Source organism: Actinomyces sp. 594, from assembly GCF_019325145.1.
Lineage (GTDB): Bacteria > Actinomycetota > Actinomycetes > Actinomycetales > Actinomycetaceae > Actinomyces.
Genome location: NZ_PIZC01000065.1, coordinates 40,979 through 64,029, shown reverse-complemented (window position 1 = coordinate 64,029; position 23,051 = coordinate 40,979). Strand labels below are relative to the sequence as shown.

Here is a 23,051-nt window from a genome sequence, read left to right as displayed (position 1 = left end):
GCGGATACCGCGACACATACACATCTCGGCCGCGCCGAAGCGGTCGACGGCGGTGCCGACGACCGAACGGAACGGGAGAGGACTGAACACGCTTTGGACAATAGGGCAGGGCGGAGGGGACTATCCAGACCTGTCCGCATGGCGAACTACGGTGATTCTCGGCACGTAACAAGTGCCGGTCTCGGTATGTAACGAGTGCCGGTTTCGGCGTGTTACTGGTGCCGGTCTCGGTGGGTGGCGGCCTTCATGGTGGCGACGAAGTCGCGCAGCTCGGCCTGCAGGGCCGCAACTGCGGCGGCGTACTCGGGCGAGTCCTCACCAGCGGTGCGCGCAGCCGCCGCCAGGGCCGGGGTATGCGCCTCCACGAGCTTGACCACGGCCGAGCCGGAGATCGCCCCGTCCGCGCCCGCGGCGATCGCCTCGGCCACCTGCTCGGGGCCGGAGATGCCGAAGCCCAGCATCACCGGCGCGGCCGCATCCTGGCGCAGCCGCGCCACCGACTGCGCCAGTCCCACGGTTGAGGAGGCGCGTTCGGTGCCGGTCACTCCGGCCCGGGAGACCGCGTACACATAGCCGCGGGAGGCCCTGGCCACCGCGTCGAGGGTCTGGGCAGTTGCCGACGGCGGGGCGATGTAGACGGCGTCGATCCCGGCGGCCGCCGCGGCGGCGGAGAACTCCGCGGACTCGCGCACGGGCACGTCCGGCAGCAGCACCGAGTCGACCCCGGCGGCGGCGCAGCGGGCGTAGAACTCCTCCAGGCCGACCGCGAAGGGCACATTGCCGTAGATGAGCATGCCGATAGGCAGCTGAGGGTGGCGCGCGCGCACCCGCGCCACCACCTCCAGGCAGTCGGCCAGACCTGCCCCGGCCTCCAGTGCCCGCAGGTGCGCGCGCTGGATCGTCGGCCCGTCGGCCACCGGGTCGGAGAAGGGCGTGCCCAGCTCCAGGGCGTCCGCACCGCCGGCGATGAGCGCCTCGATAATGGCCTCGGACGCGGCCGGGGTGGGGTCGCCGACCATGACGAAGGGCACGAAGGCGCCCGCGTCGGCGTCTGCTAGGCGGGAGAACATGGCGGGGTAGCGGCTCATCTCAGGCCTCCTCTTGCGCGTGGCCCGGCACGGACGAGGCGGCCGCCCCGGCGCGCGCCAGCGACAGGTACTCGGTGCGCTTGCCCATTTCCTCGACCATGGCGGCGGCCCGGGCCACGGCGGAGTCCTCGGAGAAGGTGCCGCCCAGGCGCATGCGCACCTGCTCCAAGTCCTTGTCCCCGCGGCCGGACAGGCACACCAGCAGGTGCGGCGTGGGGGCGTCGGCGGGCGTCTCGCGGGCGATCTTCAGCGCCTGGGCGAGCGCGTGGGCGGACTCCAGGGCCGGGACGATGCCCTCCCAGCGGCTCAGCAGGCGGAAGGCCTCCACCGCTTCGTCGTCGGTGACCGCCACGTACCGGGCGCGCCCGGAGTCGGCCAGCCAAGCGTGCTCGGGACCGACGCCGGGGTAGTCCAGCCCCGCCGACACGGAGAAGGACTCCTCCACCTGGCCCTCTGGCGTGCGCATCAGGTAGCTGCGGGCGCCGTGCAGAATGCCGGTGGTGCCATTGTTGATGGGGGCGCCGTTGCGGGGCGTGTCCAGCCCCTCGCCGGCGGGCTCCACCCCGACCAGGCCGACGCCGACGTCGTCGATGAACTCGGAGAACATGCCGATCGCGTTCGAGCCGCCGCCCACGCAGGCGATCACCTGATCGGGCAGCCGCCCGGTCAGGGCCAGGATCTGGGCGCGTGCCTCAAGGGAGATGCAGCGGTGGTACTCGTGCACGATCGTGGGGAAGGGATGTGCCCCGGCGGCCGTGCCCAGCAGGTAGTGGGTGGTGGCGAAGGAGGCGGTCCAGTCGCGCAGGGCCTCGTTGACGGCGTCCTTCAGGGTGCCGGCGCCACTGGCCACGGGCACCACCCGCGCCCCCATCAGCTCCATGCGCTCCACATTGGCTGCCTGCCGCACCACGTCGGTGGCACCCATGTAGATGGTGCAGTCCAGGCCGAGCAGTGCGCACACCATGGCGGTGGCGGTGCCGTGCTGGCCGGCGCCCGTCTCGGCGATGATGCGGGTCTTGCCCATGCGCTTGGCCAGCAGTGCCTGCCCCAGCACCTGGTTGCCCTTGTGGGCGCCGCCGTGCACCAGGTCCTCCCGCTTGAGGAAGATACGGGCGTTGCCCTCCCGGGGCAGGTTGCGCAGCTCCGTGACCGGGGTGGGGCGCCCCAGGTAGCGGCGCATGAGCTCGTCCAGTTCGGCGGCGAAGGACGGGTCCGACTGGGCGTCGATGAAGGCGTCCTCGAGCTGGTCCAGGGCGGGGATCAGCAGCTCGGGCACGTACTGGCCGCCATAGGGGCCGAAGTAGGCACTCAACCGCGGGTGCGTGTGGTCGGCGTGCTCCCGGCGCGCCGGGACCGCGTCTGTTGCGCCGACACTGGGCTCGGCGGCGTCGGCGGCAGCGGGGCGCGCAGCACCCCTCGCAGGCATGGGCACGGCGGTGGCCAGCACCTCGGCCACCACGCCCGGGTCGGGGGCTGCGGACAGGGTCGAGCCGATCAGCAGGGCATCTACCTGCCCGGCCAGGCGCCGCACGTCGTCGGCGGTCTCCACCCCGGACTCGCCCACCAGCACCACGCCCGACGGCGCCAGCGGCGCCATCTGCTCGGTGCGGGAGATGTCGGTGGCCAGCGTGCGCAGGTCGCGGTTGTTGATACCGATCACCCGCGCACCCAGGGTGGCGGCCCGGTGCATCTCCTCCGGGGTGGACACCTCCGTGAGCACCTCCATGCCCAGCGAGTGCGCGAGCTGTGCCAGCTCGGCGTAGACGTCGTCGGGCACCACCGAGAGCATCAGCAGGATCGCGTCCGCCCCCAGGCTGCGGGCGGCCAGCACCTGGACCGGATCGACGATGAAGTCCTTGCACAGAACCGGCACATCCACCACCGCGCGCACGGCGGCCAGGTCCTCGAAGGAGCCGTTGAACCGGTCCGGCTCGGTCAGCACGGACACCGCCGCCGCCCACGGCGCGTAGGCGCGGGCCAGCGCGGCCGGGTCATAGCTGGAGCGGATGGTGCCGCGCGAGGGTGAGGCGGACTTGCACTCCATGACCAGCGCGGGCCGCGGGCTCGCGTGCCCGCCGGTGCGGGTGCGCAGCGCATCTGCGAAGGAGCGCCGGGAGGGCTCCAGCTGCTCGGCGCGCAGGTGCCCGAAGCGGGCGCGCAGCTCGGGCAGGCGCTCACGCCGGGCGGCCACGATCGTATCCAGGACGGTGCCGGTGGCGATCAGACGCTCATCCACCGGACGGCGCTCCGGCCGGGCACCACCGGGGGTGGAGACGCCGCTCATCGGGCCTCATCCTCCGCGGCGGCCTTGGTCATGGAGTCCAGGTGCTCGGCAACTCGGCCACTGGCCAGCTGCTCCAGAGCCATGCGCGTGCCATCGGCCAGGTTGTCGGCGGGTCCGGCGAGGTACAGCAGCGCCCCGGCGTTGACGGCGATCGCGTCGCGGTGGGCCGGCTCGCCCCGGCCGGCGAACACCTCCCGCAGGAGGGCCGCGTTCTCCGTCGGCTCGCCGCCCAGCACATCCTCCAGGGCGTAGGTGCGCACTCCCAGCTCCTCGGGCGTGACCTCGTAGGCCTTCACCCCGCGCGGGGTGGCCTCCCGCACCTGGGTGATGCCGTGCACAGCGATCTCATCGGTGCCGGCCCCGTGCACGATCAGGGCCCGCTTGCGACCCAGCTTGACCATGGTCTGGGCGATCATGTCGAGGATGTCAGGGTTCGCAACACCCATCAGCTGGTAGGTCAGGTGGGCGGGGTTGAGCAGGGGGCCCAGCACGTTGAAGATCGTGGGCGTGGCCAGGGCCTTGCGGATCGGGGCGACGTGCCGCATGGCCGGGTGGTAGGCCTGGGCGAACAGGAAGGTGAAGTGGTCACGGGCCAGGATCTCCACCGCCTGCTCCGGGGTGACGTCCAGGGGCAGGCCCAGGGCGGCTACGACGTCGGCGGCCCCGGTCTTGGAGGACACCGCCCGGTTGCCGTGCTTGGCCACGGAGATCCCCATGGATGCCGCCACGATGCCGGCGCCGGTGGAGATGTTGATGGTGCCCACGCCGTCGCCACCGGTGCCGACTACGTCAACCAGCGGGAAAGTGACCTCGGGGAAGGCACGTGCGGCGTCCCGGAAGGCGCTCGCGGCGCCGGCCACCTCATCGGCGGTCTCACCACGGGCGTGCAGCGCAGCCAGCAGGGCGGCGGTCTCGGCCTCGGAAAGGTCGCCGGCACCGAGTGCGGCGAAGACGATTCCGGTCTCGTCCTGGGTCAGGCGCTTGCCCTGAATTACCTCACGTAGCAAGCGGTGGGCGTCCTCGGCATGAGCGATGGCGGGCGCGGAGTCTGCGGCGTCGGCATTACTCACGGCTTCATTCACGGCGGTATTCATCGCGTTGTTCTCGGTGGGTGCGGGGTTCATGAGCTGCTCCTTGAAGACGGGGTTGATGTGCGCAGTACGAGGATGTGGTGGGTTCAGGCAGTGGCCGCCCGGGCGAGGTCGGTCGTGAGCGCGTGCAGTATTCCAGGACCCTGCGGCGTCAGCACGGACTCGGGATGGAACTGCAGCCCGACGATGGGCCGGGCGCGGTGCCGGGCCGCCATTACTACGCCGGGGCCGACCGGGTCGCCGGCACCGGTCACCGCCAGCGGTTCCAGCGCCGGCGGCAGTGCGCGGGTTCCCAGTGAGTGGTAGCGGGCAACGTCCAGACGGCCGTCGGGCAGGGCCCGGAAGGCCGGGTCGGTGCGTCCCGCCTCGGTCACCTCCACGCGCACGCTGCGCCCGTGCACGGGGCCGACTCGCCCGATGTCACCGCCGCAGGCCTCAACAATCGCTTGGAACCCGAGGCAGATTCCGAGCGTGGGGATACCGCGGTCCAGGGCGGAGCCGATCAGCTCCATCAGGTTGCCCGAGGTGCGCGGGTGGCCCGGGCCGGGGGACAGGCAGAGCACCGGACGCGGCGACTCGCCGTCGGCGGGCGCGAGCGCCTCCAGCACCGTGGGCGTCGGCGCGGTGTTGCGGTAGACCTCGATGCTCGCCCCCAAGGAGGCGAACTGGTCCACCAGGTTGTAGACGAAGGAGTCGCGGTTGTCGAGCAGGACCACGTGCATATCAGTGCCTCGCTTCCGGTGCTGTGGCCGCAGGGACCGGAGCGTCGGCCGCGCCGGTGTCGATGACGAGCTCGGCTCCCTGGGAGGCGGCGACTGCCGCCAGCACCGCGCTGGCCTTGTGCACGGTCTCGGCCGCCTCGGCGGCGGGAACCGAGTCCGCTACCACGCCCGCCCCGGCCTGCACCAGCGCGGTGCCCTCGCGTACGAAGGCGGAGCGGATGACGATGCAGGTGTCCAGCTCGCCGTCGCCCCGGAAGTAGCCGACCGAGCCGCCGTAGCTGCCCCGCCGTACCCCCTCGGCGTCCCGGATCAGCTCGGCCGCCCGCAGCTTGGGGGCGCCGGTGAGTGTGCCCATGGTCATGGAGGCGCGGAAGGCGTCCAGTGCGTCCAGGTCCGGGGCCAGCTGCCCGGACACCTCCGAGACCAGGTGCATGACCCGGCTGTAGCGGTCCACGCGCAGGAGGTCCTCGACTCTGCGGGTGCCGGGGACAGACACCCGGGCGACGTCGTTGCGGGCCAGGTCCACCAGCATCACGTGCTCGGCTACCTCCTTGGCGTCAGTGCGCAGCTCCAGCTCCAGGCGCGTATCCAGCTCGTGGTTGACGGCGCCGTCGGGAGCCAGGCCCCGCGGGCGGGTGCCGGCGATCGGCCGAATGGCGACCTGCCCGGTCTTGGCCGAGTGCAGCAGCGCAGACTCCGGGGAGGCCCCCAGCAGCTCGAAGTCCGGGGCGCCGACGTAGAACATGTACGGGCTCGGGTTGGACTGCCGCAGCGCATGGTAGGCGGCCAGCGCATCCGGGCAGGGCAGGGTGAAGCCGCGGGCCGGCACCACCTGGTAGACATCCCCGGCGGCGATGGACTCCTTCATGGTCTCCACCGCGGCGGCGTAGTCGGAGTCGGACTGGGTGGGTACGGCGTGCAAGGGCGGACGCTGCTCGGCAGCGGCGGCCCGCCCCGCGGGCGTGGGGTCCGCGGCGTCGGCGGCGGGCACCTGATCCGCGAAGGCGTCTGCCGCGGCGGCCAGCGCATCCAGGCGGGCGGCCAGGTCGGCGGCGTCCACCGAGGCACCAACCAGTGTCGCGGTGCGGGTGGGGTGGTCGATCACCAGGATGATGCGGGCGTCGTAGAAGAGGTAGTCGGGGCAGGTGTTCGCGCCCATCGCCACCTCGGGCAGCGCCTCGAAGGTGGCCAGATAGTCGAAGGCGAATACACCCGCCTCCAGCGGCAGGTGCGGGTGGTCCACAGCGGTCGCCGCCAGCACGCGCAGCGGCTCGATGGTAGAGGTGGCCTTGAGCCGTTCACGTTCCTCCACCGCGTCGGGGGCGGCAGGGAAGGCCAGGGTGAGGGCAGCGCCGGTGTCGGCGGTGACATACGCGGGGAGGGCGGCGCGCAGCCGGTCCAGGGCGGCGGTGCCGTCGGCGCTTGCCTGGGGGAGTGCCTCGGCGACGACGGTGTGGCCCTGGCAGGTCAGGCGGGCGGATGCCTCCAGGACGGCGATCGTGGTGCGGGAGACCTTGGTGGCAATATCGACCGATTCCAGCAGGACGGCGTCGAGGGGGCGTGGGTTCTCGGAGACGTCCACTGTGGTGGAGATCAGACTCCGGCGCGCCAGGTGCTCCAGCAGGGTGCCGCCATCGTGCTGGTAGCGCACCGACCGCGTCAGCACGGCGGGTGGGGGAAGTGTCATGGGGTACCTTCCTGTAGGTGCCACCGGTGGGATCCGCCCCGTATGCGAAGAGCCCGCCTGGTGGCGAGCTCTTGTAATCCGGCGCCTACTATGCGGCGCGAGTGGCTCGCCCACTGGGGAGCCACCACCACTGGCTGGTGCGGAACGCGGTCATAGGTGAACAGTAGAGCGTCGTGCTGAGCCCGCCAAATCGGTGACGCGTGGTGAGACGGGCCGGGGCGGTGGCGGCACGGGCGAGCACCATGATCATGGGGGATCACGGGACAGGATATGCGGCCCGGTGAGCAGATTGTGCGCAGCCCGCCCCTGCGAGTGACGGGTGTCATAAAGTAGTGCATGCCAATGATGGCCCGGGCGGCGCCGTGCTCGCGCCGCCCAAACGACCCCGCCCACCTGTTCCTAACGGCTCATAGGAGAGCAACGTGCTCGAACTCATCATCGACTTCCTGACGCCGATCCTTGGCGGCATGGGAGTCTCGTCTGCCGACGTCGAAACATACGTGCACAACTGTGCGGGCTACATCTACGCCCTCGTCGCGATCATTGTTGTGGCCGTCGCCGTGGCGATTGGCGCCCACTGGTTCGCCAGGCGGGGCGACCGGCACCTGTGGCGCTGGGGAGCTGGACTGGCCACGGTCCTGTCCGTGGTCCTCATCGGCAACCTGGTGGTATTTGGTCCGCTCCACTCGACCGTATCCATCCTCGTGAACGGTCAGGGCAGTGTCTCGCAGGCCTCGCGTGACGCCTCTGAGGAGGTCATTGGACGCGTCGGTGACGAGGGCTTCGTGCTGGCCGAGAACGATGACAACCTGCTGCCACTACCCGCCGAGACGACCAGCCTCAACGTATTCGGCTGGGCCTCTACCATCCCGATCTACGGCGGCACCGGCTCCGGAGCGGCCGACATGTCAAGCGCCACCGGCGTCCTGGACTCCCTGCATGATGCTGGCTACACCACCAACGACACGTTGACCGAGATGTACACCGCCTACCGGGACACTCGTGAGTCCCTGGGCACCACCGGCACGATCGGCTTCACTGACTGGAGCCTGCCTGAGCCCACCGCAGACGCCTATACCGACGAGGTGCTCAGCGAGGCCAAGGAGTTCTCGGACACTGCCGTGGTTGTCCTGGCCCGTTCCGGCGGCGAGGGGCAGGATCTGCCCACCGACATGAAGGCGGTCATCGACGGCGACTATGCCGAGATGTCAAACACCGTGGCGGGAGGTAACGAGCGCTACCGCTACTTTGACTCCGAGTACACCAATAACGGCGACTACGACGACTTTGAGTCCGGCGAGCACTACCTTCAGCTCTCGCGCACCGAGAAGGACATGCTGCAGATCGTCAACGACAACTTCCCCCAAGTGATCGTCCTGATCAACTCCAATAACACCATGGAGCTGGACTGGCTGGACGACTACCCCTCCATCAAGTCCGTGCTGCTCGCGCCTGGTACCGGGCAGAACGCCATGGGGGCGCTGGGGCGGATCCTGTCCGGCCAGGTCAACCCCTCCGGTCGCACCGTGGACATGTTCATCAACGACCTGACCTCCACGCCCGCCTACAACAACTTCGGCAACTTCACCTACACGGGCGTCGATGACCTGGTGGAGCAGTACACGGCAGCCGACCCCGGCTTCCAGGGCGTGCTCGGCCGCGTGAGCTACAACGAGGGCATCTACGTCGGCTACCGCTACTACGAGACCGCTTACGACGACGCCGTGGAGGGCTTCGACTACGACGCCGCCGTGCGCTACCCCTTCGGCTACGGGCTGTCATTCACCGACTTCAACCACGAGATCACCGCCTTTAACGCCGACGGGGACGAGGTACAGGTGACGGTCACCGTCACTAACAGCGGCGACGTGGCCGGCAAGGATGTCGTTCAGCTCTACTCCACGCCGCCGTACACCAACGGCGGGATCGAAAAGGCCTCCGTCAACCTGGTTGACTTCGCCAAGACCGACCTGCTGGAACCCGGTGCCACCCAGGCGGTCGACTTCGTGATCCCCAAGGAGGAGCTGGCCTCCTACGACTCCTCCGGCTTTAAGGCCGAGGGGGGCGGGTACGTGCTGGAGGCCGGCGAGTACGTCATCTCAGCGCGTTCTGACTCGCACACCGTGCTGGACTCGGAGACCTTCACGGTGGAGGCGGACATTGACTACTCCACCGATGGGCGTGCCTCTGACGGTGAGACGGCCACCAACCGCTTCGAGGACTACTCCGCGGGCGATGCCACCTACCTGTCCCGCGCGGACGGCTTCGCCAATTACGACGAGGCCACGGCCGCGCCGAGTGCCGAGAACCTGACCATGACCGAGGAGGAGAAGGCCTTCATCGACTCCTACTCGGTGGCCAATTACAACCCGGCCGACCACGAGGACCCGGACGCGGTTATGCCGACCACCGGCGCCAGCGGCGACCTGACCCTACGGGACATGACCGGCCTGGCCTATGACGACGAGCAGTGGGAGCGGCTGCTGGATCAGCTCACCGTGGAGGAGATGTCCGAGCTGGTTGCCGTCGGCGGATTCCAGACGGTGGCCATCGGCTCCATCGACAAGCGGGCTACCCTCGACTCAGATGGACCCGCCGGCCTGAACGACTGGGTCATCGGCGTCATGGGAACCCCCTACCCGGCCGAGGTGCTCATTGCCCAGACCTGGAACACTGAGCTCGCCTCTGAGGTTGGTGCAGGCATCGCCCAGGAGTTCGTCGATGCGCACATCTACGGCTGGTACGGCCCCGCCATGAACATGCACCGGACAGCCTTCGGCGGCCGCAACTTCGAGTACTACTCCGAGGACGGCGTGCTGGCCGGGAGGATCGCCTCGGCCACCTCGAACGCCTCTGCGGCTAAGGGCGTGTACCCCTACATCAAGCACTTCGCGATGAACGACCAGGAGATCAACCGCTGCACCTTCCTGCAGACCTTCGCCACCGAGCAGACGGTGCGGGAGATCTACCTGAGGCCCTTCGAGATCGTGGTGAAGAACCGGGCGGAGGGGCCCTACGCGGTGATGTCCGCCTTCAACTTCATCGGCAACCGGTACGCAGGAGCCAATGCAGATCTGCTCAACGGCGTCCTGCGCGACGAGTGGGGATTTGAGGGCATGGTGCTGACCGACTGGTACGGCTCCTATGGATACCAGATCACCATGGACTCGGTGCTAAACGGCAACGACATCATGCTGGGGATGGGTTCACAGGCGCGTTCCCAGATCGAGAATCCCGACTCGCCGACCATGGTGACGGCGTTGCGGCAGGCCTCGAAGAACGTGCTCTACACGGTGGCCAACTCCGGCAACTACACCGTGGAGACCGATGACGGCGGACTGGACCGGCTGACCACCAGGGCGATCCTCATCGACGTAGTGGCCTGCCTGGTCTGCGTCGGCGCGATGACGGCCGTCGTGCTGCGGTGGCGCTCAAAGCGGGCCAGGTCCCGGGCGGCTGACCAGTGAGCCGCTGAAGACGAGTCCAGGCCGGAGGCGGGGGCCACCGTCAGGACAAGTGCTCGCGCACCTCGTCCATGTCCTTGTCGCCACGACCGGACAGATTCACCAGCAGCAGCGGGACGGCGTCGGGCTCGCCCGGCGCCGTCCGCTCGGCGTGGCCGCGGGCGATCTTCAGCGCCTGGGCGACGGCGTGCGCGGACTCCATGGCCGGGATGATGCCCTCGTGGCGGCTGAGCAGCCGGAAGGCCTCCAGCGCCTCGGCGTCGGTGACGGCCACGTACTCGGCGCGTCCGGCGTCAGCCAGGTAGGCGTGCTCCGGGCCCACCGACGGGTAGTCGAGCCCGGCGGAGACCGAGTGGGAGGGCAGGACCGTGCCGTCGTCGTCGAGCATGACGAAGGAGCGCATGCCGTGCAGCACTCCGGTGCGCCCGGCACTGATGGGGGCGCCGTGCTCGCCGGTGGCCAGGCCGCGCCCGGCCGGCTCCACGCCGATCAGCCGCACTGACGGGTCATCCAGGTAGGCGGCGAAGGCTCCGATCGCGTTGGAGCCGCCCCCAACAGCGGCGATCACCGCGTCGGGCAGGGTGCCGTAGCGCGCAAGCACCTGGCGGCGGGACTCGCTGGATATCACTTCCTGGAAGTGCCGCACGATAGTGGGGAAGGGGTGCGGCCCGGTGGCTGAGCCCATCAGGTAGAAGGTGTCCTCCAACCGGGTGCACCACTCGGAAAGGGCGGCGTCGATCGCATCCTTCAGGCCCGCCTGCCCGGCGGTTACCGGTACCACGGTGGCCCCCATCAGCTCCATGCGCTCCACATTGGGGCGCTGCCGCTCCACATCGTGCGCGCCCATGTAGATGGTGCACTCCATGCCCATCAGCGCCGCCACCATGGCGGTGGCGGTGCCGTGCTGGCCGGCGCCGGTCTCCGCGATCAGGCGGCGCTTGCCCATGCGCTTGGCTAGTAGCGCCTGGCCGAGCGCGTTGTTGCCCTTGTGCGCGCCACCGTGGGCGAGATCCTCCCGCTTGAGCACAATGCGGGCGCTCCCGGAAAGCGGTAGGTGCCGGCACTCGAAGATGGGCGTCTCCCGACCCAGGTAGTCGACCCGCAGGCCTGCTAGTTCCGTCTCGAAGGCGGGGTCGGCCACCGCCTCTACGAAGGCGGCCTCGAGCTCGTCAAGTGCGGGCAGCAGCTCCGCCGGCACCTCCTGGCCGCCGAAGCGCCCGAAGTAGGCGGGCAGGATCGTCTCGCGCGGAGTGTCTGCACCTGGCGGGGGAGGGGTGTAGCCGGGTGCGTCGGGGCCGAGTGGCCCGGTGGGCACGCGGTTGGCGGTGGGTGCTGCCCCGGGCAGGGCTGCGTCTGGTCCGGCGGGGGTGCGCATGAGTGCCTCCTTGCTGTCTCCACCGCCCGACGGCGGTCGCGTTCGCGAGGCTAGAGGCGCTGTCGGCGGCGAGCAAAAGCGCACCTCGGCGTCTCGCATACCGGGACTGCGGCGGCGCAGGTACGAACTCAGCGGCGGTGACGCAGGTTATGCGCAGCAAGCGACAGATCACGCTTGACACTCCCGGGTGTGGCCTGCGTCTCATATGATGGTGGTGAACCCTGCGAGACCCTGCAAGGAGAGATCAATGAGGATCACCTATGGAAGGAGCCTGGCCGCCGTTGGCGTGGCTGTGGCTCTGGTATTGACGGGATGCACCTCCGGCGGTTCCACCGCCGATGCGACCGCGTCCTCGACCCTGGAGAACAACGGCAACACCTACATCACGCAAGAACTGGATGACGGACAGACCCTCTTCACCCGGGTCATCAACCCGAACGGCGGCCAGGTGCTGAGCTACTCGGCCGAAGGCGGCATGGCCATCGTTGAGCAGGTCGATGGCGAGTTCACTTACGCCTTCAAGGACCTCAACGGCAATGGAGAGCTTGACCCCGCCGAGGACTGGCGACTGGAGGGGAGCGAGCGGGCCGCCGACTACGCCACCGGCCTGTCCAAGGAGCAGATGGCTGGTCTGATGCTCTTCTCCGCTCATGAACGTGCGCCCGAGGACGGACTGACGCCCGAGCAGCAGGAGTACCTGTCCGACTCCTACTTGCGGGCAGTGCTGAACGCGGGCGGCTCTGACGTGACCGCCAACGTGCAGTGGGTCAACCAGATGCAGGCCTACGTGGAGACCCTGGCCTCCGCGGACACCCCCTACATCCCCGTCAACTTCTCCTCCGACCCGCGTTCGGACGCCTCGGGCGACGGGGCCTTCACAGACGTCGGGGAGATCTCCAGCTGGCCCGGGTCGCTGGGTCTAGCCGCCACCTTCGATCCCGAAACGGTGCTCCAGTTCGGGCAGATGGCCTCCCAGGAGTACCGGAGCCTAGGCATCGGCACGGCCCTGTCCCCGCAGATCGACCTGGCCACAGAGCCCCGGTGGCTGCGCGTCTCGGGCACCTTCGGCGAGGACTCCGAGATGGCCGGCGCCATGGCCGCCAACTATGTAGCGGGTTTCCAGGGCACCTACGCAGAGGATGGTGGTGACGCCGGCTGGGGCACGGACTCGGTGGCCACCATGATCAAGCACTGGCCCGGCGACGGCGCCGGCGAGGGCGGGCGCGAGTCGCACACGAACGCGGGCAAGTACGAGGTCATGGTGGGCGGCAACTCGGCCGAGCACCGGTCGGTGTTCCAGCAGGCGCTGGACTCAGCCGCTGTGATGACGTCCTACTCGGTCACCCTGAACGCCGACGGCGAGCCCGAGTACTCCCAGCGGATGGGCTCCTCCTACGACGACGGCAAGCTCTCCGAACTGCGTGAGGCCAATTCCTACGAGGGCGTCGTCGTCACCGACTGGGGCGTCACCCGCGCCACCACCGATCCTGACAACCCGGTGATCGCCACCGGCTGGGGCGCGGAGGACCTGAGCGTGGAGGAGCGCCACTTCGAGATCATCAAGAACGGAACCGACATGTTCGGCGGCAACAACGACGCCGCCCCGGTACTGGCCGCCTACGACTTGTGGCAGGAGGCCTACGAGGCCGGGGAACTGGACGTGGACGCCCGCACCCGCTGGCAGCAGTCCGCCGCCCGTATCCTGACCATGTCCTTCAACATTGGCGCCTTCGACGACCCCTTCCTGGACCTGGCCACCTCCCAGGCTCAGGTGGGTTCTCAGGACAAGGTCGCCGCCGGCCAGGAGGCGCAGTTGAACTCGATCGTCACCCTCAAGAACGACGGCGCCATCAACCTGGATCCGGAGGCGGACTTCTCCGACAAGACCGTGTACATTCCGCAGACCTACGACACGGGATTCAACAGTGCCTTCAGCGAGGCCGAGTACACCGAGGGGCCCTCCCTCGACGTGGAGGTTGCGGGCAAGTACTTCGGCAAGGTTGTTACCGATGAGGTCGAATACGATGCCGACGGCCACGTGACCGGCTACACCGCCCCCGACCTGACCGATGTGGACCTGGTGCTGGTGGGCATGCGCTCGCCGATTAACGGCACCAGCTTCTCCAAGGCAGGCTGGAACGAGGAGGCGGGCACCTGGTACCCGCTCTCGCTGCAGTACAGCACGTACACGGCCGACGGCGAGAATGTGCGCCGCACCTCCGTCTCTGGGGACGTACTCGCCGACGGCAGCCGGGAGAACCGCTCCTACTACGGGGCCGAATCGGCGATCTCGAACGGCGCCGACCTGGACGCCTTCAACCGCGCCGCCGACGCGGTGGCCGCATCGGGCCGGGACATTCCCGTCGTCGTGGCGCTCAAGGCCACGAACCCGGTGATTCCCGCGGAGTTCGAGGCGCGCGCCGACGCCATCGTCGTCGGCTTCGGCGTCGCGGACGAAGCCCTCATCCAGGTCGCCCTCGGCCTGCACGAGTCCAACGGGCGCCTGCCCATCCAGTTCCCCGCAGGCATGGACACCGTGGAGGCCAACCAGGAGGACGTCCCGAAGGACCTGACGCCCTACACGGACTCCGCCGGAAACACCTATGACTACGGCTTCGGCCTGCACCTGGACGGCTCGGTTATCAAGGACTGAGCAAACAGGGCTCCGGTGGTTATGCGGGCGGGTGCAGGCGGTGGGCTGCCGCATCCGCCCGCAGTCCCGGCGTTAGCTCCAAAAAGTGGTGTTGACCGCGGCGACCCAGGCGTCATACTCAGGTCCGGTCCAGCCGGTGCCCTCCGGCGCGGTGGGGTTGCGGCGGAACGCCGTCGGATTGGCTGCCGGCCCCTGGAGCAGGACCTGCCGCAAGGGCTGGGCGCACTGGAAGTTGAGGGCGGACTGCACGCGATTTAGGCCCCGGCCGACTTCCCGCGGATCGCCCGGACGCTTGCCGGGGAAGCGCCCCTCAGCGGTGGACCGCAGCAGGTACAGGGCGAGGTTCGGTGCGGAGAACCAGTTCATATTCAGCTTCAGGTTCCGCCCGTGCTGATCGCGCACGACGGATGAGCGCTGACCGGTGGCCGAGAACGAGGCGATCTCCTGGTGGGGGATCTGCACGGCGCGGCCACGCCAGTCGGTGCCGGCGATCAGTGTTGGGGCGTCGACGAGGCTGGCGTTGCGATACGTCGCCAGGCTGTAGCAGCAGTAGCCGACGCACAGGAGAGCCAGCGCAGCGATGATCCCAGCGGCCTTCAGGTCATCAACTACCGGCAGGGCTAGCAGGACGAGGAGAACGCCGCCACAGCCGAACATAATGACCAGGCCGATCAGGAGCCGGGCATCGGGGCGCTGGACGGGGTACTCGTAGGTGGTTGTACCCGCGCCGGGGACGGGCTCGGTTATGCGGGCCCTGTCCGCACGCTCCCCGACCCGCAGCAGGGGGATCGTGAGCACCGCCATGATAATAGCAAGTGCGTAGGTGGCGATGACGATGAGTATGTGTGGGGTCTCCATGAAGCCTCCCGGGTGGCTGCATGATCGTGTACCGGCAACCGACAGGTTATGCGTCCGAACCGACAGATCGAGCGGTCAAGACATTATCGCTAACCGACATCGACCGAGAATAGGCCTGCATGCCAATTGTCGGCGGGGTCCGGTCCCGTAGGCCTGATGCGAGGGCGGTTCGGGACCCGCCCGCCAGTGAGCATCCCCATCCCCCTTGCGTCCCCGCGCAAGGAGCACAGAGAGGTGTCTGCGACAGTGTTGTCAATCAACTGGAACGACGTCTGGAACGTGGTGGTGAGCCTGCGACCGCAGCTCATTGCCATCGGCGTGGCGCTGCTGGTGGCGCTCATCATCACCATCGCCGCGCGTCGGCTCAGCAAGCCGACCCGGAAGCTGGTGCGCTCCACTACCTGGGTTGCCGCGGTGGTCGCCGTCGCGGTTGCCGTAACCGGCATGATGTATGGCGGCCTGAAGACCATCCTGGACCTGTCCTCCGGATCCGGCACGCTCACCGACCAGACCAAGGCGACCGTGGAGGAACTCGGTAACACGATTTCTGACGAGGGCATGGTCCTGCTGAAGAACGAGGGAGCAGCCCTCCCGCTCGAGGACGGCGCCGCCATCAACGTTCTCGGCTGGGCCTCCACCAACCCCGTCTACGGCGGTACCGGCTCCGGCTCGCTGTCCCCTGACAACCCCACGACCTCCCTGCTGGATGGCCTGCACAACGCTGGCTTCCAGACCAACACGGAGCTGAGCGACTTCTACGCCGGCTACCGTGCCGAGCGGCCGGAGGTCGGCATGTTCGCAGCCGACTGGACGCTGCCCGAGCCCACCTCCGATGACTACACCGACGCCCTTGTCAGCTCCATCCAGGACTTCTCTGACACCTCGGTGGTGACCATTGCCCGGTCCGGTGGTGAGGGATTCGATCTGCCGCTGGACGTCAACGCGGAGGTGGCTGCTAACGGCGCCTTCTCCTACACGGACAACTCCGCTACCCAGACCGACTTCGCCGACGGCCAGGGCTACCTGGAACTCACGGCTCCCGAGCGCGACCTGATCCAGCTAGCTAAGGACAACTCCGAGACGGTGGTAGTCGTCTACAACGGTGCCAACGCCTTCGACCTGTCTGACCTGGCCGCCGACCCGGACATTGACGCCATCATCTGGGCGATTCCCGGAGGCCAGGTCGGCTTCAACGCCCTGGGCCGCATCCTCGACGGCGAGGTCAACCCCTCCGCCAAGACCCCGGACACCTTCGTCACGGACCTGAAGGCATCCCCGGTCGCCAACAACTTCGGCGACTTCACCTACACCAACATGAAGGAGTACGGGCAGTCCTCGCCCTTCACTGAAGACACCACCTACCCCGGGTTCGTGAACTACGTGGAGGGCATTTACGTCGGCTACCGCTGGTACGAGACCGCCGCCGTCGAGGGTGTAATCGACTACGAAGAGGCCGTCACCTACCCGTTCGGCTACGGCCTGTCCTACACCACCTTCAGCCAGGACATGGGTGAGCTCGCCCGCGACGCCGACGGCGCCATTAGCCTCGACGTGACCGTCACCAACACCGGGGACGTGGCCGGCAAGGACGTTGTGCAGGTCTACTACACCGCCCCCTACACCAACGGCGGCATTGAGAAGTCCGCCGTGAACCTGGTTGCCTACGGCAAGACCGGCCTGCTTGAGCCCGGAGCATCCGAGACCGTCACGCTTACCTTCGCCGAGGATGACATGGCCTCCTACGACTACCAGGATGCCAAGGCCTACGTGCTGGAGGAGGGTGAGTACACGGTCTCCGTGCGCGCGGACTCCCACACGGTGATCGCCGAGCAGACCCTCACGGTTGACGCGACCATCACCTACGACTCCGAGGACAACACCCACGCCGGCGATGTTGCGGTCGCGACGAACCAGTTCGACTCTGCCGCAGGCGACGTCACCTACCTATCCCGGGCGGACTCCTTCGCCAACTACGAGGAGGCCACGGCCGCCCCGGCTAGCCTGGAGATGTCGGAGGAGCACCAGCAGGCCTTCATCGCCAACTCCAACTACGACTCCGCCGCCTTTGACGACGATGCCGACGAGATGCCCACCACCGGCGCCAAGAACGGCCTGGTCCTGGGTGACATGTACGGCCTGGACTACGACGACGCCAAGTGGGACCAGCTGCTGGACCAGCTGTCGGTTGCCGAGATGAACAGCCTGATCGCCAACGGCGGGTACGGCTCGGTGGCGGTGGACTCCGTGGGCAAGGTGCGCGTCTCGGACGTGGACGGACCCGCCTCGCTGAACAACAACTTCACCGGCGTGGGCTCTATCGGCCTGCCTTCTGCCGTGTCCGTCGCCGCCACCTGGAACCAGGAGCTGGCGCACGAATTCGGCACCGCGATCGGCACCATGGCCCACGACATGGACGTGGCCGGCTGGTACGCCCCGGCCACCAACACCCACAGGTACGCGTACGCCGGACGCAACTTCGAGTACTTCTCCGAGGACCCGGTCCTGGCCGGCACGCAGGTGGCACAGGAGATCCAGGGTGCCAGGGAACTGGGCGTGTACGCCTTCATCAAGCACTTCGCCATGAATGACCAGGAGACCAACCGCACCAACATGCTGGCCACCTGGTCCAATGAGCAGGCGATTCGCGAGATCTACCTGAAGTCCTTCGAGATCGGCATCAAGGACGGCGGTGCCGGCGCGGTCATGACCGCCTTCAACTACATCGGCACCACCTACGCCGGCGCACTGCCCGAGCTGCAGCAGACCGTGCTGCGCGACGAATGGGGCTTCCGCGGCATGACGCTGACGGACTACTTCGCCGGCTACGGGTACCAGAATGCCGACCAGCTCACCCGTAACGGCGGTGACATGATGCTCGCCACCACTGACATCACCGTCAACTCGGTGCAGAACACCTCCGCGACCGGAGTGATCGCCATGCGGGAGGCGTCGCACAACATCCTGTACACCGTGGCCAACTCCTGGATCTACGACAGCGGGCAGCCCGCGGTGGAGCGCGCCTCCTGGGAGTACGTGACCTGGGGCGTCCTGGCAGCCCTGGGTGCGTGCCTGCTCGCCCTGGAGATCATCGCCATCCGCCGCTACCGCAAGCGTCAGGCTGAGGCCTCCGCCGTCGTCGAGAGCTCCGAGACGGAGTAGGCACTGGGCGTTTGACGCCCCGGTGGGCGGGGCGGATCTTCTGCCCCGCCCACCGGCCGCCCTCCTGCGCTTTACACACCAGGACCCCGCCGCATCCCGACCAACCCTCAAGGGAAGGAACACGCTGTGACCGTCACCGCCTCCGACCTCACGCTCCTGGAGGCCGCCGCCCTGCTATCGGGCTCCTCCGAATGGGACTCGCGCCCCCTGCCCGAGCGCGGTATCCCGTCCTTCGTCCTGTCCGACGGGCCGCACGGGGTGCGCCGTCAGCTCGGCAGCGGCGACCACCTCGGTATAGCCGCCTCCGAGCCAGCCACCTGCTACCCGACGGCGGCTACCGTCGCCAACTCCTGGGACCCCGTCCTGGCTGAGCAGATGGGGCAGGCGCTGGGGCGGGAGGCGCTCGCCCTCGGGGTGGACGTGCTGCTGGGCCCGGGACTGAACATCAAGCGTTCCCCGCTGTGCGGACGCAACTTCGAGTACTACTCCGAGGACCCCATCCTCGCCGGGCGCATGGCCGCCGGCCTGGTCCGCGGCATCCAGTCTCAGGGCGTGGCGGCTACCCCGAAGCACTTTGCCGTCAACGGCCAGGAGCTGCGGCGCATGGCCTCCGACTCCGTGGTCGACGAGGCCACCATGCGGGAGATCTACCTGACCGCCTTCGAGATCGTGGTGCGCGAGGCGCATCCCCGCGCACTGATGAGCTCCTACAACCGGGTCAACGGCACCTACGCCAACGAGCACCCGCAGCTGCTCACCGAGATCCTGCGGCAGGAATGGGGCTTCACGGGGATGGTCGTCTCCGACTGGGGCGGCTCCAATGACGCCGCGGCGGCCGCCGCGGCCGGCTCCTCCCTGGAAATGCCCGCGCCTGGTCTGCACTCCGCAAGGGAGGTAGTAGCCGCAGTAGAGGCGGGGCGCATCAGCCGCGAGGCGGTCTACGCGCGCGCCGCCGAGGTCATCACGATGGCCGCTTCCGCGCCCTCGGCCCGCACGCCCGAGGCGGATCGCCCCGGTTTCGACGTCGACGCCCACCACGCGCTGGCGCGGAGAATCGCCGAAGAGTCGATTGTGCTGCTGCGCAACCAGGACGGCATGCTCCCCCTGGCCGCGGGCACGCGCGTGGCGGTGATCGGCGATATGGCCGCTACCCCGCGATACCAGGGCTCCGGATCATCCCAGATTAACCCCACCCGCCTTGAGAGCCTCCTGGAAGAGCTGGCCTCGACCGAGCTTGAGCTCGTGGGCTACGCCCAGGGATACGACCGGCAGGGCAGGCCCAACCAGTCCCTGGTCGATGAGGCAGTGACGCTGGCCGGCAGGGCCGATGTCGTGCTCGCTTGCATCGGGCTTGATGAGCTGTCCGAGTCCGAGGGCCTGGACCGCTCCCACATGCGCCTGCCGCAGGTGCAGACCCGGCTGCTGGAGGCCGTCGCCCGCGCCAACCCCAATGTGGTTGCCGTCCTCTCCGCCGGGTCCGCAGTGGAGACCGCCTGGGAGGAGCACACCAGGGCCGTGGTTCACACCAGCCTGTCTGGACAGGCAGGTGCCAGCGCTGCACTGCGGGTGCTCACCGGCGCGGTCAACCCCTCCGGCCGCCTGGCGGAGACCTACCCGGTGCGCTACGAGGACAACCCCACCTCCGCCTGGTTCCCGGCCACGGGGGAACTCGCCCTGTACCAGGACGGCCCCTACGTCGGCTACCGCTACTACACCACCACCAGCACGCCGGTGGCGCACCCCTTTGGCTTCGGCCTGTCGTACTCCAGCTTCGAGTACTCCGGGCTGAGCCTGGACGAGGCTGGGGCACACCTGACGGTCACCAACACCTCCGCCACCGACGGCGCCGAAGTGGTGCAGATGTACGTCACGGCGCCCGCGGGCGTGTGGGGGCCAACCCGGGAGCTGAAGGGCTTCGTCAAGGTGTCCGTGTCTGCGGGGAAGTCGGTGGCCGTGACCGTCCCCTTCGACGACTACACCTTCCGCCGGTACTCGGTGACCGAAGGGCGTTGGATCCGCCCCGCGGGCACCTGGACGGTGCGGGTGGGGCGCAACGCCGAGGACCTTCCGCTCGAGGAGACCTGGGAGGTGGAGGGCGACCCGGTTGCCCCCGCCGACCCGGCTCTGGGGCACTATCTTGACGGCAGGGTCACGCAGGTCGGTGACAGTGAGTTCGCTGCGCTGCTGGGAAGGGCGGTGCCGCGTTCGGACCTGTCCGGCCGGATCGTTCCCAACAGCCCGATTGCCGACCTGGCGCACGGGCGGAGCCGCATCGGCAAGGTCGCCGTCAAGGTGCTGGAACGCCAGAAGAAGAAGGCCGATGCCTCCGGCAAGCCCGACCTGAATATCCTGTTCATGCTCAACATGCCGTTGCGTGCCATGGGCAAGATGACCGGCGGCATGGTGTCTGCTGAAATGGTCGACGGCATCGTCGACTTCGTGGATGGCCACGGCCTGCGCGGGCTGCGCACCATCGTGGGCGGATTCTTCCGTAACCGGCGCCAGGACAAGGCCACCCAGAAACGACTCGACGCGGCGCACTGAATCGGTGCTGATCGCTTACGCGCCAGGGCAAAGGCCCGCGTAGACTCCTGTCATAGCAACTAGAAATCGAGACCAAACATGAACCCAATGACCGCCTGGTGGCACCGCTTCGAAGAGCGTCACGAGACCATCGCCCAGTTCATCGTGTTCTTCATCCTGTCCAACGGTGTGACTTTGCTGCAGCTGATCCTGATGCCAGCGTTCAGGTGGATCTTCGGATTCACCTCGCTGCAGGGCACCACTTTCCAGTTCCTCCCGGTGGGCTCCTCCGGAGGCAGCCCCGTCTACCTGTTTGACTACGTGGCCGGCCCCATCCAGGCCGACGGCTCCGGTGGTGGGCTGGCCTACTTCCTGGCCGTGGAGATCACCCTGCTGATCGCCCAGGTAATCAATTTCTTCGCCCAACGCTCCATCACCTTCAAATCGAACTCCTCGATCTGGAAGGCGGCGTTCTGGTACGCGCTGGCATACGTGGTGATCACGATCGTCGCCGCCGCCTTGCAGGTGCTGTACAAGGAGCCCATCTACTCCTGGTGCAAGGGCACGCTCGGCGCATCCACGGGTGAGACCGTGGCGGACGTCGTGACGATGATCATCAACGCCGCAATCTCCTTCTGGGTGTTCTTCCCGATCTTCAAGGTCATCTTCAAGCGGGTGCCCGAGGATGCCGATACGCAGCCGGACGGGTCCGGGCAGACCGAGGTGCTGTCGGCGCACTGATCCGGGTTCCTTCCGGTAGTGTCATCCGCACCAGTAACCAGGAGCGCCTCGGGCGCGGCGCGGGCAGGTGCCCGCATTCCGCGAAACGCCGGCTGACTCCGTCGAGCAAGGAGACCCGCACGGTGCCAGCCAGCCCGCTAATAACGGTCGTAGTACCGGCATACAACGCCGAGGACTGCCTGGGGCGCTGCCTGTCCAGCCTCGTGGCGGCGGACGGCGGCCGTGATGAGCTGGAGGTGATCGTCGTCGACGACGGCGCCACGGACTCAACCGGCGCTCTTGCTGATGCCTACGCCCGGGCACACACGGCGATTGAAGTAATCCACCAGGAGAACAAGGGGCACGGCGGCGCCATTAATACCGGGGTCGCTGCGGCCCGCGGCACTTGGCTGAAGGTGTGCGACGCCGACGACGCCATCGACCCCGGGACACTGCGTGCCCTGCTCGCCTCCCTACGCTCTTGGCGTGAGGCGGGCACTGAGCCTGACCTCGTGGTGACGAACTTCGTGTACGTACGCGAGGGCACACCCGCTTGGTACCGCCTCAGCCACGGACCTGCCCGGCGGGGCCCCCGGGGTGTACGGCCCGGCCGCCATGTAGTGCGTTTCCGGGGCATCCTCCCGGCCGGGCGTATTGGCAGCTGGCGGGACGTGCGGAGTTTTCGCCCCGACCAGTACCTCATGATGCACTCGCTCGCCTATCGTCGTGAGGTATTGGAGCATTCCGGCATGCGGCTGCCGGAGCACTGCTTCTACGTGGACAACCTGTTCGCATTCGAGCCGTTGCGGCACGTGCGCACGCTGACCTACCTGGATCTGGACCTGTATTACTACACGGTGGGCAGGGCGGGGCAGTCCGTGGCCGATGACGTGATCGTGGCACGTCTGGACCAGCATGACCGTGTCAACGCGCTCATGCTGGAGGCGATGCCCCGCGAGGGCGAGGTACCTGTGTCCCTGCTGCACTACTTGGTACACATCTACACCTTGAGCGCGGTGGTGATTACCACCATGGCGCTGCGGTCGGGTACTCCGCAGAACCTGGCCATCAAGCAGCGGCTGTGGGAGCGTCTGGACGCTACTCGACCGGACGTGGCGCGGTGGGTGCGCGGTTCTGTAATGGGCCGGCTGATGACGTTGCCGGGACGGACCGGGCGCTGGGTGACGGTGGCCGGATACCAGGTGGTCCGCCGGGTACTTGCCCTGAACTGAGAGCGGGACCAGCGTGGGCCCGCCATGCAGCCCAGGCGGTAACGTTGCGGCTTTTCGCGTTTGTGGGCCTGGAGGACTGGCATGCATGTGGTGTGTCAGGTCGGTTTCTCGGCTCCTCCGGTTTGCGGGTGCGTGCGGGTGGGGTAGGCGGGTGTGGGTGGGGTCGGTTGGGTGGTCTTGGGTGTGGCGCACGCT

At 68.2% G+C, this 23,051-nt stretch carries 13 protein-coding genes; 6 read left to right on the top strand and 7 right to left on the bottom strand.

The annotated features are described in order from the left end of the window. Nucleotides 1-212: 212 nt before the first annotated feature. Genes trpA through GZ998_RS11430 form a run of 5 tightly spaced genes read right to left on the bottom strand, consistent with a single transcriptional unit; the run spans nucleotide 213 to nucleotide 6,872 of the window. The gene (trpA, locus tag GZ998_RS11450) at nucleotides 213-1,088 is read right to left on the bottom strand and encodes a tryptophan synthase subunit alpha (RefSeq protein ID WP_162678411.1); all 876 of its coding nucleotides are present in this window, start codon (nucleotides 1,086-1,088) and stop codon (nucleotides 213-215) included. Between the two features lies 1 nt (nucleotide 1,089). After that, nucleotides 1,090-3,372 carry a tryptophan synthase subunit beta gene (gene trpB, locus GZ998_RS11445; RefSeq protein WP_161924294.1) on the bottom strand — a complete coding sequence of 761 codons (2,283 nt, stop codon included), beginning with the start codon at nucleotides 3,370-3,372 and terminating at the stop codon, nucleotides 1,090-1,092. Continuing rightward, nucleotides 3,369-4,496 carry an anthranilate phosphoribosyltransferase gene (gene trpD / locus GZ998_RS11440; protein WP_162678410.1) on the bottom strand — a complete coding sequence of 376 codons (1,128 nt, stop codon included), beginning with the start codon at nucleotides 4,494-4,496 and terminating at the stop codon, nucleotides 3,369-3,371. Before trpD ends, trpB (GZ998_RS11445) begins: the two co-directional genes overlap by 4 nt. A gap of 53 nt (nucleotides 4,497-4,549) precedes the next feature. Beyond that, nucleotides 4,550-5,185: an aminodeoxychorismate/anthranilate synthase component II gene (locus GZ998_RS11435; RefSeq protein WP_161924293.1), complete on the bottom strand. Its 636-nt coding sequence runs from the start codon at nucleotides 5,183-5,185 to the stop codon at nucleotides 4,550-4,552. Between the two features lies 1 nt (nucleotide 5,186). Next, nucleotides 5,187-6,872 carry an anthranilate synthase component 1 gene (locus GZ998_RS11430; protein WP_219109896.1) on the bottom strand — a complete coding sequence of 562 codons (1,686 nt, stop codon included), beginning with the start codon at nucleotides 6,870-6,872 and terminating at the stop codon, nucleotides 5,187-5,189. Nucleotides 6,873-7,294: 422 nt separating this feature from the next. Here GZ998_RS11430 and GZ998_RS11425 point away from each other — a divergent pair, with 422 nt between their 5' ends. Continuing rightward, nucleotides 7,295-10,339: a glycoside hydrolase family 3 protein gene (locus tag GZ998_RS11425; RefSeq protein WP_219109895.1), complete on the top strand. Its 3,045-nt coding sequence runs from the start codon at nucleotides 7,295-7,297 to the stop codon at nucleotides 10,337-10,339. A gap of 40 nt (nucleotides 10,340-10,379) precedes the next feature. Here the strand turns inward: GZ998_RS11425 and trpB (GZ998_RS11420) are convergent, their stop codons facing one another. Next, nucleotides 10,380-11,711: a tryptophan synthase subunit beta gene (trpB, locus tag GZ998_RS11420; RefSeq protein WP_162678408.1), complete on the bottom strand. Its 1,332-nt coding sequence runs from the start codon at nucleotides 11,709-11,711 to the stop codon at nucleotides 10,380-10,382. Nucleotides 11,712-11,958: 247 nt separating this feature from the next. On the opposite strand from trpB (GZ998_RS11420), the gene GZ998_RS11415 reads away from it, so the two are divergent. After that, nucleotides 11,959-14,364: a glycoside hydrolase family 3 N-terminal domain-containing protein gene (locus tag GZ998_RS11415; protein WP_219109894.1), complete on the top strand. Its 2,406-nt coding sequence runs from the start codon at nucleotides 11,959-11,961 to the stop codon at nucleotides 14,362-14,364. 72 nt (nucleotides 14,365-14,436) lie between these two features. Here the strand turns inward: GZ998_RS11415 and GZ998_RS11410 are convergent, their stop codons facing one another. Next, entirely contained in the window at nucleotides 14,437-15,222 is a 786-nt protein-coding gene (locus tag GZ998_RS11410) for a hypothetical protein (RefSeq protein ID WP_162678406.1), read from the bottom strand. A 234-nt stretch (nucleotides 15,223-15,456) separates the two neighbouring features. Between GZ998_RS11410 and GZ998_RS11405 the strand changes: the two genes are divergently transcribed. The 4 genes from GZ998_RS11405 to GZ998_RS11390 all read left to right on the top strand — a co-directional run bounded on the left by GZ998_RS11405 (nucleotide 15,457) and on the right by GZ998_RS11390 (nucleotide 22,856). After that, complete coding sequence (locus tag GZ998_RS11405) at nucleotides 15,457-18,381, top strand: glycoside hydrolase family 3 C-terminal domain-containing protein (protein ID WP_308807241.1); 2,925 nt, start codon at nucleotides 15,457-15,459, stop codon at nucleotides 18,379-18,381. Between the two features lie 126 nt (nucleotides 18,382-18,507). Continuing rightward, nucleotides 18,508-20,925 carry a glycoside hydrolase family 3 C-terminal domain-containing protein gene (locus GZ998_RS11400; protein WP_308807240.1) on the top strand — a complete coding sequence of 806 codons (2,418 nt, stop codon included), beginning with the start codon at nucleotides 18,508-18,510 and terminating at the stop codon, nucleotides 20,923-20,925. 78 nt (nucleotides 20,926-21,003) lie between these two features. Further along, entirely contained in the window at nucleotides 21,004-21,645 is a 642-nt protein-coding gene (locus GZ998_RS11395; RefSeq protein WP_161924287.1) for a hypothetical protein, read from the top strand. A gap of 122 nt (nucleotides 21,646-21,767) precedes the next feature. After that, nucleotides 21,768-22,856, top strand: a complete 1,089-nt coding sequence (locus GZ998_RS11390; protein ID WP_161924286.1) for a glycosyltransferase family 2 protein — start codon at nucleotides 21,768-21,770, stop codon at nucleotides 22,854-22,856. Nucleotides 22,857-23,051 lie beyond the last annotated feature (195 nt).